This window comes from Spirillospora sp. NPDC029432 (assembly GCF_040703975.1).
Classification (GTDB): Bacteria; Actinomycetota; Actinomycetes; order Streptosporangiales; family Streptosporangiaceae; genus Spirillospora.
On sequence record NZ_JBEZWH010000029.1, the window covers coordinates 1 to 12502 of the forward strand.

The window sequence follows — 12502 nt, forward strand, 5'->3', positions numbered from 1 at the left end:
GCCGCACCGGCGGGGGGCGAGCCGCGCCGCCGCACGGCCGCCCGCCAGGAGCCGCCCGCCCCGCGCAGGCCGCGTTCCGGCGGTCCCGGCGGTCCCGGCGGCGGACCGCCCCGGAGCCGGCCGCCGCGCCCGCGCGTCCCGTTCCACCGGCGCGACCCCGTCAAGCGGCTGAACGTCGGGCTGCTGGTGGTGGCGTTCGTGCTGTCGCTGTTCGCCGGGCGGCTGGTCCAGCTGCAGACGATCGAGTCCGGCGACTACAGCGAGCTGGCGATGGAGCAGCGGCTCCAGGAGATCGACCTGCCCGCGGTGCGCGGCGACATCACCGACGCGCAGGGCAACCCCCTGGCGATGACGGTCGAGGCGCGCGCGATCTTCGCCGACCCGTACATGATCAAGCCGGACAAGCGGCAGAAGGTCGTGGACTCGCTGGCGCCCGTGCTCGGGCTCGACCCGGCGCACGTGATGAAGGTCATCAGCCGCCCGGACTCGCGCTTCGAGTACCTCGCGCACGGCGTCCGGCCCGACCGGGCGCGGCTGGTGACCGGGTTCGAGTTCCCCGGCATCGGCACGCTGCCCGAATACCGCCGGCAGTACCCGAACGACTCCCTCGCCGCGAGCGTCATAGGCTTCGTGAACTCCGAGGGCAGGGGCGCCGCCGGGCTGGAGTACTCGATGAACGAGCAGCTGGCCGGCAAGGCCGGCTGGCAGCGGGTCGAGATCGGGCTGAACGGCCAGCACATCCCGATGGGCCAGGACCAGAAGCGCGCGCCCGTCCCCGGCAAGGGGCTGCGGCTCACGCTCATGCGCGACGTCCAGTTCCAGGCGCAGCGGGCCATCGAGGAGCAGGTCAAGAAGACCGGCGCGCGCAGCGGCAGCGTCATCGTCATGGACCCGCGCGACGGCCGGATGCTGGCGATGGCGTCGGCGCCCGGCTTCGACCCCAACAACTACGGCAAGTCCAGCAACGACCTCTGGGACAGCCCGATCGTCCAGGAGGCGTACGAGCCGGGCTCCACCGGCAAGGTCGTCACCGCCGCCGCGGTCATGGAGAAGGGGGGCGTCCGGCCGGACACCCCGTTCACCGTGCCCGACCGGACCCGGCGCTACGACCGGACGTTCAGCGACTCGCACCCGCACCCGACGCAGCGGCTCACCTTCGCCGGGGTGCTGGCCACCTCCAGCAACGTGGGCACGATCCTCGCGAGCGAGAAGATCTCGCCGCAGACGCTCTACCAGACGCTGCGCGACTTCGGCTTCGGCGAGAAGACCGGCATCGGCCTGCCCGCCGAGACCGCCGGGCAGCTGGCGCCGCCGTCCAAGTGGTCGGGCACCGACCGCTACCCGATCGCGTTCGGGCAGTCGATGTCGGTGAACGCGCTGCAGATGGCCAGCGTGTACGCCACGATCGCGAACGACGGCGTCCGGGTCACGCCCAACATGATCGCCGGCACCACCGGCGAGGACGACGCGTTCACCCCGGCGCCCAAGCCGGAGAGCCGGCAGGTCATCAGCGCGGGCACCGCCAAGCAGATCCGCGACATGCTGGAGGGCGTCACCTCCAAGGAGGGCACCGCCCCGAAGGCGCGCATCAAGGGCTACCGGGTGGCGGGCAAGACCGGCACCGCCGACATCCTCAACCCGCGCTGCGGCTGCTACGACGGCAGCGGCTACACCGCCTCGTTCGCCGGGTTTGCGCCGGCCGACGACCCGCAGCTGGTCGTCCAGGTCGTGCTGCAGGACCCGGAGAAGGGCAGCCATTATGGTGGCGACGCGGCGGCCCCCGTCTTCAAGGACGTGATGAGCTTCGCCCTGCAGACCCGCAAGATCCCGCCGACGGGGAGCGAACCGCCGATCGTCAAGATCCACGCCGACCGCTGAGCGCAGCGAGTACTCTCTCTCGCCGTGAGCCCAGCACCTGTGTCCAGGCCGGCGCCGCCGGCCGCCTCGACCCGTACCGAAAGAAACGCCATGCGCCCGACGACCAACCCGGCCCGCCCGCTCTCCGGGCTCGCGGAGCTGCTCGGCGCCGAGCGCGCCGGCGGCGACCTCGCCGGGGCCGAGGTCACCGGCGTCACGCACGACTCCCGCGCGGTCCTGGCCGGCGACCTGTACGCCGCGCTGCCGGGCGCCCGGGCGCACGGCGCGCAGTTCGCCGCGCAGGCGGCCGAGGCGGGCGCGGCGGCGATCCTGACCGATCCGGCCGGCCGCGACCGCGCCGCCGCGACCGGGCTGCCGGTGCTGGTGGTGGACGACCCGCGGGCGCTGCTGGGCCGGGCGGCCGCCTGGGTGTACGGGGAGCCGGCCGGCGACCTGACGCTGATCGGGGTGACCGGGACCAGCGGCAAGACCACGACCGTGTACCTGCTGGAGTCGGGGCTGCGCGCGGCCGGGATCGAGACCGCCGTGGTCGGCACGGTGGAGATGCGGATCCAGGACGCCCGGCTGCCCAGCTCGCTGACCACGCCGGAGGCGACCGACCTGCACGCGATCTTCGCGATGATGCGGGAGCGCGGGGTCGGCGCCGCCGCCATGGAGGTCTCCAGCCACGCGCTGGCGCAGGGCCGGGTGGGCGGCGCGAAGTACGAGGTCGCGGTCTTCACGAACCTGTCCCAGGACCATCTCGACTTCCACCCGACCATGCAGGACTACTTCGCGGCCAAGGCGAAGCTGTTCACGCCGGAGTACTCCCGCGTCGGCGTCGTCAACCTCGACGACCAGTGGGGGCGCGAGCTGGTGCGCACCGCGACCGTGCCGCTGACGACGTTCTCGGCCGAGGGCGACCCGGGCGCCGACTGGCGGGCCGAGGACGTGCGGGTGGGCGCCGACGGCAGCGTGTTCCGGGTGGTCGGCCCCGGCGGGATCGAGGCGGACGCCGCCGTCCAGCTGGCCGGGCCGTTCAACGTGTCGAACGCGCTGGCGGCGATCGTGGCGCTGGTGGAGGCGGGCATCACGCTCCAGGCGGCGGTGCACGGCGTCGCCGCGGCGGGCGGCGTGCCGGGGCGGCTGGAGCGGGTGGACGAGGGCCAGGACTTCGTGACCCTGGTCGACTACTCGCACAAACCGGGCGCGGTCGAGGCCGTCCTGAACGCGCTGCGGCCGGTCACCGAGGGCCGGCTGGCGATCGTGCTCGGCTGCGGCGGCGACCGCGACCGCGGCAAGCGGCCGCTGATGGGCGAGGCCGCGGCGCGGCTGGCCGACCTGGCGTACTTCACCGACGACAACCCCAGGTCGGAGGATCCGCTGGCGATCCTCGCCGCTATGGTCGAGGGCGGGCTCAAGGTGCCGCAGGCCGAGCGCGCGCGCATCGTGATGGAGCCCGACCGGGCCGCGGCCATCGGGCTGGCGATCGGCCGGGCCCGCCGCGGCGACGTGATCGTCGTCGCGGGCAAGGGACACGAGCAGGGGCAGTACGTGGCGGGCGAGGTGTTCCCGTTCGACGACCGCGAGGTCGTCCGGGACGCGCTGCGCCGCCGTGCCTCCGGGCAGGACGTGAGAGGGGACGGGACGCAGGCGTGATCCCACTTCCGCTGTCGACGATCGCGGAGCTGACCGGGGGCGCCCTCGCGGGCGCCGCGGACGGCCCGCGCCCGCCGGACCCCGTGGTGGACGGCCCGGTCGTCATCGACTCCCGGCAGGCCGTCCCGGGGGCGCTGTTCGCGGCGTTCCGCGGCGAGAACGCCGACGGGCACGACTTCGCGCCGGCCGCGTTCGCCGCCGGCGCGGCGGCCGTGCTGGCCGAGCGCCCCTGCGGCGACGGGCCGACCGTCATCGTGGACGACGTCCAGCGGGCGCTGGGGCTGCTGGCCCGGGGCGTCCTGGAACGGCTGCCGGACGCCACCGTCATCGGCGTCACCGGCTCGGCCGGCAAGACCTCCACCAAGGACCTCATCGCCCAGATCGTGGCGGAGGCGGGGCCGACGATCGCGCCGCCCGGGTCGTTCAACAACGAGATCGGGATGCCGCTGACCGTGCTGCGCGCCGACGCGGGGACCCGGTACCTCGTGCTGGAGATGGGGGCGCGTGGAGTCGGTCACATCTCCTACCTCGCCGGCATCGCCCCGCCGGCCGTCGGCGTGGTGCTGAACGTCGGCAGCGCGCACATCGGCGAGTTCGGCGGCAAGGAGCGGATCGCCCTCGCCAAGGGCGAGCTCGTCGAGGCCGTGCCCGCCGGCGGCACCGCGATCCTGAACGCCGACGACCCGCTCGTGGCGGCGATGGCGGCCCGTACGGAGGCCGAGGTCGTCACGTTCGGCCGCGCCGCGGACGCGACCGTGCGCGCCGCGGACGAGTGGCTGGACGAGGCGGGCCGGCCGCGGTTCTCGCTGGTCACGCCAGAGGGGACGGCCCCGGTCGAGCTGTGCCTGCACGGCTCCCACGCCGTCGCGAACGCGCTCGCCGCCGCCGCCGCGGGCCGCGCGGCGGGCCTGCCGCCCGAGGCGGTCGCGGGCGCGCTGTCGCGGGCGCGGCCGGCCAGCCGGTGGCGGATGGAGGTCACCGAGCGGGCCGACGGCGTCACGATCGTCAACGACGCCTACAACGCCAACCCGGAGTCGACCCGGGCCGCCGTCGACGTGCTGGCGCACATGGCCAAGGGGCGCCGCGCGTTCGCGGTCCTCGGCGAGATGGCCGAACTCGGCTCCGGTTCTGTGGCGGAACATGCCAAGATCGGGCAGCATGTCGCGCGCAGCGGCATCGCCGGCCTCGTCGTCGTCGGCGCGAACGCCGCGCCGATGGCCGATGGGGCCGACCAGGTGGCGTCATGGACGGGAGAGTGCGTACAGGTGGATGACGTCGGCGCGGCGGTGACCGCGCTCAGAGAGCGGCTGAGGCCGCGGGACGTCGTACTGGTGAAGGGCTCTCGCGTCGCCGGGATGGAACGGGTCGCCGAGCGGCTGCTGAACGGCGACCACGGGCCCGGCTGCACGGGCGGGACCGCCGGAGGGGACCGCTCGTGACCAACATCATCATCGCGGCCGGGATCGCGCTGATCATCGGCATGGTCGGCACCCCGGTGTGGATCCGGATCGTCAACCGGCTGGGCTACGGCCAGATGATCCGCGAGGAGGGCCCCTCGGGGCACCACGGCAAGCGCGGCACCCCCACCATGGGCGGCACGGTGTTCATCGTCGGGTCGCTGGTCGGGTACGCGGTCGCGCACCTGGTCACCGGGACCGCGCCGACCGTGTCCGGGCTGCTGGTGCTCTTCCTCATGACCGGGCTCGGCCTGGTCGGCTTCGTGGACGACTACATCAAGGTGTTCAAGCAGCGCAGCCTCGGCCTGCGCAGCGGCGCCAAGATGATCGGCATCATCCTGGTCGGCGTCGTGTTCGCGATCGCCTCCCTGAACTTCCCCAACGGGTACGACATCACCCCCGCCTCCCCGCACCTGTCGTTCCTGCGCGACTTCGGCCCCTCGATCGGCCCGTACCTGTTCGTGGTGTGGGCGCTGCTGCTGATCGCGGCGATGTCCAACGGCGTCAACCTGACCGACGGGCTGGACGGCCTGGCCGCCGGCCCGGCCGGCATGGTGCTGGCGGCGTACGTGATCATCGGCAACTGGCAGCTGCGGAACAGCTGCTACGACTTCGCGCTGGCGCCCAACTGCTACAGCGTGCGCGACCCGCTCGACCTGGCGGTCGTCGCGGCGGCCGTGCTCGGCGGCGTGTTCGGCTTCCTGTGGTGGAACGCCCCGCCCGCCAAGATCTTCATGGGGGACACCGGCTCGCTCGCCCTGGGCGGCGTGCTGGTCGGCCTGGCCATCCTCACCCGCACCCAGTTCCTGCTGGCCATCCTGTGCGGCCTGATCGTCATGATCACGCTGTCGGTGATGATCCAGGTCGGCGGCTTCAAGCTGACCAAGAAGCGGGTGTTCAAGATGGCGCCGCTGCAGCACCACTTCGAGCTGTCCGGCTGGGCCGAGACCACGATCGTCGTCCGCTTCTGGCTGATGTCGGCGCTGTTCACGGCGATCGGCCTCGGCCTGTTCTACCTGGAATGGATGCCGAAGAATTGAGTCCGAACTCGGGGGAGTGGCGGGGCCGGCGGGTGTGCGTGGCCGGCGCCGGGGTGTCGGGACGGGCCGCGGCCCGCGTCCTGGCCGAGCGCGGCGCGGCGGTCACGGTCGTCGAGGGCCGCGACGGCGACGAGCAGCGCGCGTACGCGGCCGAGCTGGCGGCGCTGGGGATCGAGGTCAGGCTCGGGGACGGCGACACCCTCCCCGAGGGCACCGAGCTGGTGGTGATCTCGCCGGGCTGGCGGCCCGACGCGCCGCTGCCGGCCGCCGCGGCCGCCGCCGGGATCGAGATCTACGGCGAGGTCGAGCTGGCGTGGCGGCTGCGTCCCGAGGGCGCCGCGCCCTGGCTGGCGATCACCGGCACCGACGGCAAGACGACCGTCGTGCGGATGCTGGCGCGGATGCTGGAGGCGGCCGGGCACGACGCGCTGGCCGTCGGCAACGTCGGCACGCCGATCGTCGAGGCCGTCCTGGAGAAGCACGACGTCCTCGCCGTCGAGCTGTCCAGCTACCAGCTGCACTGGTCGAGCACGCTCGCGCCGGCGGCCGCGACCGTGCTCAACCTGGCGCCCGACCACCTCGACTGGCACGGCTCCATGGAGGAGTACGCCGCGGCCAAGGCCAAGATCTTCGCTCCCGGGACCGTCGCCGTGTGCAACGACGACGACCCGGGCGCCGCGGCGCTGGCCGGCGGCGCCGCCGAGCGGGTCGGGTTCACCCTGGAGGTGCCCCGGCCCGGGCAGCTCGGCGTGGTCGAGGAACTGCTGGTGGACCGCGCGTTCACCGGCGACCCGCGGCGGGAGGCGGCCGAGCTGGCCGCGCTCGCCGACGTGCGGCCGTTCGCGCCGCACAACGTCGCGAACGCGCTCGCGGCGGCCGCGCTCGCCCGCGCGTTCGGGGTCCCCGCCGAGGCCGTCCGGGACGGCCTGCGCGCGTTCGTCCCCGACCCGCACCGCATCCAGCACGTCGCCGAGGTCGGCGGCGTCACCTACGTCAACGACTCCAAGGCCACCCAGCCGCACGCCGCCGCGGCGTCGCTGGCCGCCTACGAGCCGATCGTGTGGATCGCGGGCGGGCTGCTGAAGGGCCTGGACGTCGACGACCTCGTCCGCTCCTGCGCCGGCCGGCTGCGCGGCGCGGTGCTGCTGGGCCGCGACCGGGCGCGGATCGCGGAGGCACTCGCGCGACACGCGCCCGATGTCCCGGTCGTGGACGTACCGGAGACCGACACTGGGGCGATGGACCGCGTCGTGAACGAAGCCGCCGCCCTGGCCCGCCCGGGCGACACCGTGCTGCTCGCCCCGGTCGGGGCGTCCTTCGACATGTTCGCCAACTACCCGGCGCGCGGCGAGGCGTTCATCGCCGCCGTCGAGCGGCTGGCCAGGGACGAGAACGGCCACGGCGGCAGCGGCGAGCCCGGCTGACGGCATGGGCACCGCGCTTCCGGCCGAGGAGCGGACGCCGCGGCGCTCCTCGCCGCGCGAGCAGGCCGCGGCCGTACTGGGGCTGCTCGACCGCCCGCTGACCTCGTACTACCTGGTGCTCGGCTGCACGATCATGCTGCTGGCGCTGGGCCTGGTCATGGTGCTGTCGGCGTCCTCGGTCCAGCAGATCCAGAAGACCGGGTCGGCCTACACGCTGCTGCAGAAGCAGCTGATGTGGGTCGCGCTCGGCCTGCCCGCCATGTGGCTGGCGTCCCGGCTGCCGGTGAAGACCTTCCGCGCGCTGGCGTACCCGCTGCTGCTGCTGTCGGCGGTGGCGCTGATGATGGTGCTGGTCCCGGGCCTGGGCCATTCGGCGAACGGCGCGACCCGGTGGATCGGCTTCGGCGAGCTCCGGCTCCAGCCGTCCGAACCAGCCAAGCTCGCCCTGGTGCTGTGGGGCGCCGACCTGCTGGCCCGCAAGGAGCGGCTGGGGCAGCTCACCGAGTGGCGCCCGCTGCTGGTCCCGCTGATGCCGGGCGCCGGCGTGCTGGTGCTGCTGGTGATGCTGGGCAGCGACCTCGGCACCACGCTGATCCTGCTGACGATCTTCCTGGCGCTGCTGTGGGTGGTCGGCGCGCCCGGCCGGCTGTTCGTCGGCATGGCGGGGCTGGTGGTGCTGCTGGTCAGCATCCTCATCGTGGTCGAGCCGTACCGGATGCAGCGCCTCACCGGATTCCTGGACACCTCCGGCGACATCTCCGGCGCGCGCTACCAGGGGACGCAGGGCCTGTACGCGCTCGCGTCCGGCGGCTGGTTCGGCACCGGGCTCGGCGAGGGCCGGGCGAAGTGGGACTTCCTGCCCCATGCCGAAACGGACTTCATCTTCGCGATCGTCGGGGAGGAGTTCGGGCTGGTCGGTACGCTCGTGGTGCTCAGCCTGTTCGGGCTGCTCGCCTACGCGGGCCTGCGCATCGCCCGGCGCGTCAAGGACCCGTTCACGCGGCTGGCCGCGGCCGGCGCCACCGCCTGGCTGGTGGTCCAGGCGATCGTGAACATCGGGGCCGTGATCGGCGTGCTCCCCATCACGGGGATCCCGCTGCCGCTGGTCTCCTACGGGGGGTCGGCGCTGATCCCGACCCTGATCGCGCTCGGGATGCTGCTGGCCTTCGCCAAGCGGGAGCCCGGGGCGCGGCAGGCTCTGGCCGCGCGGGGTCCCGGACCGGTCCTGCGGGCCCTAAGCTGGCTGGGCCTGGCACGGCGCTGAAATCCCCCACCACGGGGGGTGCCGCACCGGCCCGGCGACCGTCGACCGCGGACACGCGGCGCGGGAGGCGGGGCCGCGGCACCGCTCCGACGAACATGCTGAGGAGTTGTCAACGAGCATGAGGGTTGTCCTGGCCGGCGGCGGCACCGCCGGACACATCGAGCCCGCCCTTGCACTGGCCGACGCGCTGCGGCGCAACGACCCCAACACGGGGATCACCTGCCTCGGCACCGAGCGGGGCCTGGAGACCCGGCTGGTCCCGCAGCGGGGCTACCAGCTCGCCCTGATCCCGCCCGTGCCGCTGCCCCGTACGCTGACCCCCCAGCTGCTGACGGTCCCCGGCCGGCTGCGCGGGGCCATCAACACCGCGGCGTCCGTGCTCGACCAGGCGCAGGCCGACATCCTGGTCGGTTTCGGCGGCTACGTCGCGACCCCCGGCTACCTGGCCGCGCGCAAGCGCAAGGTGCCGATCATCGTGCACGAGGCCAACCCCAAGCCGGGGCTGGCCAACAAGCTCGGCGCCCGGTTCACCGAGCACGTCGCGGTCTCGCACCACGACTCGCCGCTGCCCGGGGCCCGGTTCGTCGGCATCCCGCTGCGCCGCGAGATCGCCACCCTGGACCGGCTGGCGATGGGGGACAAGGCGCGCTCGTACTTCGGGCTGCTGCCCGACCTGCCCACGCTGCTGATCTTCGGTGGCTCCCAGGGCGCCCGGTCGCTCAACCGGGCCTCGGTGGCGGCCGCCCCGTGGTTCCGGCAGGCCGGCATCCAGGTGCTGCACATCGTCGGCCCCAAGAACACCGAGGAGCCCGAGCCGGTCTCGGGCGGCCCGCAGTACGTCACGATCCCGTACTGCGACCGGATGGACCTGGCCTACGCCGCCGCCGACATGGCCATGTGCCGGGCCGGGGCGATGACCTGCGCCGAGCTGGCGGCGGTGGCGCTGCCCGCGGCGTACGTCCCGCTTCCGATCGGCAACGGCGAGCAGCGCCTCAACGCGGAGCCGATCGTGGCGGCCGGCGGCGGGCTGCTGGTCGACGACGCCGAGCTGACCCCCGAGTGGATCGCGGCCAACCTGCTGCCGGTGCTGGGGGACCCGGCGAGGGTGGCGCACATGTCCGAGGCGGCCGGGCGGATGGGCCGCCGGGACGCCGACGTGGCGCTCGCGCAGATGGTGTACGAGGTGGTCCGGGGGGCGGCGCGGGCGTGAGCCCGGGCCGTCCCGGAGCGGACGCTGGACCGTGAACGAGGGGACGAGTACCACCCGATGAGTCTGATCAGTCCGGGCGAGGTCGTGCCCGCCGAGGAGCTGGGCCGGGTCCACTTCATCGCGATCGGCGGGGCCGGCATGTCCGGCATCGCGCGGATCATGCTGAAGCGCGGCATCGCCGTGTCCGGCAGCGACGCCCGCGACTCCGAGCTGCTCGGGCAGCTCGGCGACCTGGGCGCCAAGGTCTTCGTCGGGCACGACGCGGCCTACCTCGGCGACGCCGACACCGTGGTGGTCTCCACCGCGATCCGGGAGGCCAACCCCGAGCTGGCCGCGGCCCGCGAGCGGGGCCTGCGGGTGCTGCACCGGTCGGCGGCGCTGGCCGCGCTGATGGCCGGCCGCCGCGCGGTCGCGGTGGCCGGCACGCACGGCAAGACCACCACGACGTCGATGCTGACGGTGGCGCTCCAGCACGCCGGGGCCGACCCGTCGTACTGCATCGGCGGCCAGCTGGTCACCACCGGCCTGGGCGCCGACGAGGGGACCGGCGACGTCTTCGTCGCCGAGGCCGACGAGAGCGACGGCTCGTTCCTGATGTACACCCCGCGGATCGCTGTGATCACCAACGTGGAGGCCGACCACCTCGACAACTACGGCGGCTTCGAGAAGGTCAAGGAGAACTTCGCGAAGTTCGTGGACCGCGTCGAGCCCGGCGGGACCCTGATCGCCGGCGCCGACGACCCGGTGGCCATGGAGATGGCGGAGCTGGCCCGCGAGCGCGGCCTGGGCGTCCTCACGTACGGCGAGGCCGCGGGCGCCGACCTGCGGGTCTCCGGCTTCACCCCGCGCGGCCTGGGCTCCCGGTTCGAGGTGTCCGGCGCCGGCGAGGTGCGGCTGGCCGTCCCCGGCCGGCACAACGCCCTCAACGCCGCCGCGGTCCTCGCGGTCGGCCGCGCGCTGGGGCTCGACCTCGCCGCCGTACGGGACGGGCTGGCCGAGTTCCGCGGGGCGATGCGCCGGCTGGAGCCCAAGGGCGAGGCGGCGGGCGTGGAGGTGTTCGACAGCTACGCCCACCACCCGACCGAGCTGATCGCCGACCTGTCGGCCACCCGCGACTACGTGGCGGAGAAGGCGGCCGCCGCGGGCGCCGCGCCGGGCCGGATCGTGGCCGTCTTCCAGCCGCACCTGTACAGCCGCACCCGCTTCTTCGCCGCCGAGTTCGGCGAGGCCCTCGGCCTGGCCGACGCGGCCGTGGTCCTGGACGTGTACGGCGCCCGCGAGGACCCCGAGCCCGGCGTGACCGGCCGGCTGGTCGCCGAGCGGATCCCCGCGGGCACCGAGTGGGAGTACGTGGCCGACCGGTCCGAGGTCCCCGCCGCGGCGGTCCGCCTGGCCCGCCCCGGCGACGTGGTGATCACCCTGGGCGCCGGCGACGTGACCCTCCTGGGCCCCGAGATCCTGGCCCGCCTGGCGCCCGCGGCCGGCTGACCCGATCGGCCCGTCACAGGCGTGGGCTCCCCATCCGACCCTCCGATCGCTGCGAGGCTGCCCCCATGACCGAGCGAAGCGAGGTACGGGGGCGAGGGCGAAGCCCGAAAAAGGGGGACGAGGGGACGAAGTCCCCAGCGGGGGGCGCGGGGGGCGGAGCCCCCGGCCCCAGGGCGGGCGCCCCGGAGCGAGGAACGAGCGCAGGGACGCCCACCTCGGGCCCGGGTGGCGTGGAGGGTCGCCCCTCCACATGGAAGAGAGTGTGCGTGGCGCTTCTCGTGCTCGGGGTGCTGGGGGTGCTGGCCTGGGTGCTGCTCGGTTCGCGGCTGCTGGTCGTGCGGACGGTCGAGGTGACGGGCACGGATCTGGTGCCGCGGGATCGGATCGTGGCGACGGCGGGGATCCGGCTGGGGCTGCCGATGGTCCGGCTGGGGACGGGCTCGGTGGAGGCCAGGCTGGAGCGGATGCGGGAGGTGGAGTCGGTCACGGTGGAGCGGCGGTGGCCGGCCACGGTGCGGATCGCGGTGCGGGAGCGGGTGCCCGTGGTCGCGGTGGAGCGGGCGGGGCGGTTCTACCGGCTGGACCGGCATGGGGTCACGGTGGCGGACGGCGCGTCGCGGCCGCCGGGGCTGCCCGTGCTGTCGGTGGCTTCGCCCGGTCCGACGGACGCGGCGACGCTGGCGGCGCTGCGGGTGACGGGGGAGTTGCCGAGGGAGCTGGCGGCGCGGCTGGTGAAGGTGGAGGCGCCGACGCCGGAGACGGTGACGCTGCGGTTGTCGGACGGTCTCACGGTGGTGTGGGGGTCGCCCGGGCGGGCGGCGGAGAAGGCGCGGCTGATCGAGGCGTTGCGGGGGTCGGCGGCGGGCCGCGGGGCGCGCACGGTCGATGTCAGCTCGCCCGACGTGGTCACCACCAGGTGATCAAACCGATACAGGCCGGACGTGTGCGGCGCCTCGGGCACGGGTACCTGGGAGGGACTCGGATCCGGTGCGTGTGTCGCGGCGATTCCGGACGTGCGATGGGGCACGCTTGAGCGGTGACGGTGCACGCGGCGGTGGAAGGGGAGTGATGGGAGGAGTTTCGGTGACGTTCTTCGCCGACCA

The 12502-nt window shown here is 74.2% G+C and carries 9 protein-coding genes; all 9 read left to right on the forward strand.

The genetic code is table 11. The features are described from left to right. A partial coding sequence (locus tag AB0881_RS22595; protein ID WP_366619527.1) for a penicillin-binding protein 2 occupies positions 1-1878 on the forward strand: 1878 nt, incomplete at its 5' end. A 90-nt stretch (positions 1879-1968) separates the two neighbouring features. Then, the gene (locus tag AB0881_RS22600; RefSeq protein WP_366619529.1) at positions 1969-3516 is read left to right on the forward strand and encodes a UDP-N-acetylmuramoyl-L-alanyl-D-glutamate--2,6-diaminopimelate ligase; all 1548 of its coding nucleotides are present in this window, start codon (positions 1969-1971) and stop codon (positions 3514-3516) included. Further along, positions 3513-4955, forward strand: a complete 1443-nt coding sequence (murF, locus tag AB0881_RS22605) for a UDP-N-acetylmuramoyl-tripeptide--D-alanyl-D-alanine ligase (RefSeq protein ID WP_366619531.1) — start codon at positions 3513-3515, stop codon at positions 4953-4955. Before AB0881_RS22600 ends, murF begins: the two co-directional genes overlap by 4 nt. After that, positions 4952-6013 carry a phospho-N-acetylmuramoyl-pentapeptide-transferase gene (gene mraY, locus AB0881_RS22610; RefSeq protein WP_366619533.1) on the forward strand — a complete coding sequence of 354 codons (1062 nt, stop codon included), beginning with the start codon at positions 4952-4954 and terminating at the stop codon, positions 6011-6013. The genes murF and mraY overlap by 4 nt, the downstream gene beginning before the upstream one ends. Then, a complete protein-coding gene (murD, locus tag AB0881_RS22615; RefSeq protein WP_366619535.1) occupies positions 6010-7437 on the forward strand; it encodes a UDP-N-acetylmuramoyl-L-alanine--D-glutamate ligase in 1428 nt (475 codons plus the stop codon). Before mraY ends, murD begins: the two co-directional genes overlap by 4 nt. Positions 7438-7441: 4 nt before the next feature. Further along, the gene (gene ftsW, locus AB0881_RS22620; RefSeq protein WP_366619537.1) at positions 7442-8701 is read left to right on the forward strand and encodes a putative lipid II flippase FtsW; all 1260 of its coding nucleotides are present in this window, start codon (positions 7442-7444) and stop codon (positions 8699-8701) included. Positions 8702-8819: 118 nt separating this feature from the next. Further along, positions 8820-9911 (forward strand): undecaprenyldiphospho-muramoylpentapeptide beta-N-acetylglucosaminyltransferase, encoded by a 1092-nt coding sequence (gene murG / locus AB0881_RS22625; protein ID WP_366619539.1) that lies wholly within the window; start codon positions 8820-8822, stop codon positions 9909-9911. A gap of 57 nt (positions 9912-9968) precedes the next feature. Then, the gene (gene murC, locus AB0881_RS22630; protein ID WP_366619541.1) at positions 9969-11399 is read left to right on the forward strand and encodes a UDP-N-acetylmuramate--L-alanine ligase; all 1431 of its coding nucleotides are present in this window, start codon (positions 9969-9971) and stop codon (positions 11397-11399) included. A gap of 266 nt (positions 11400-11665) precedes the next feature. Beyond that, positions 11666-12319 carry an FtsQ-type POTRA domain-containing protein gene (locus AB0881_RS22635; RefSeq protein ID WP_366619543.1) on the forward strand — a complete coding sequence of 218 codons (654 nt, stop codon included), beginning with the start codon at positions 11666-11668 and terminating at the stop codon, positions 12317-12319. Positions 12320-12502 lie beyond the last annotated feature (183 nt).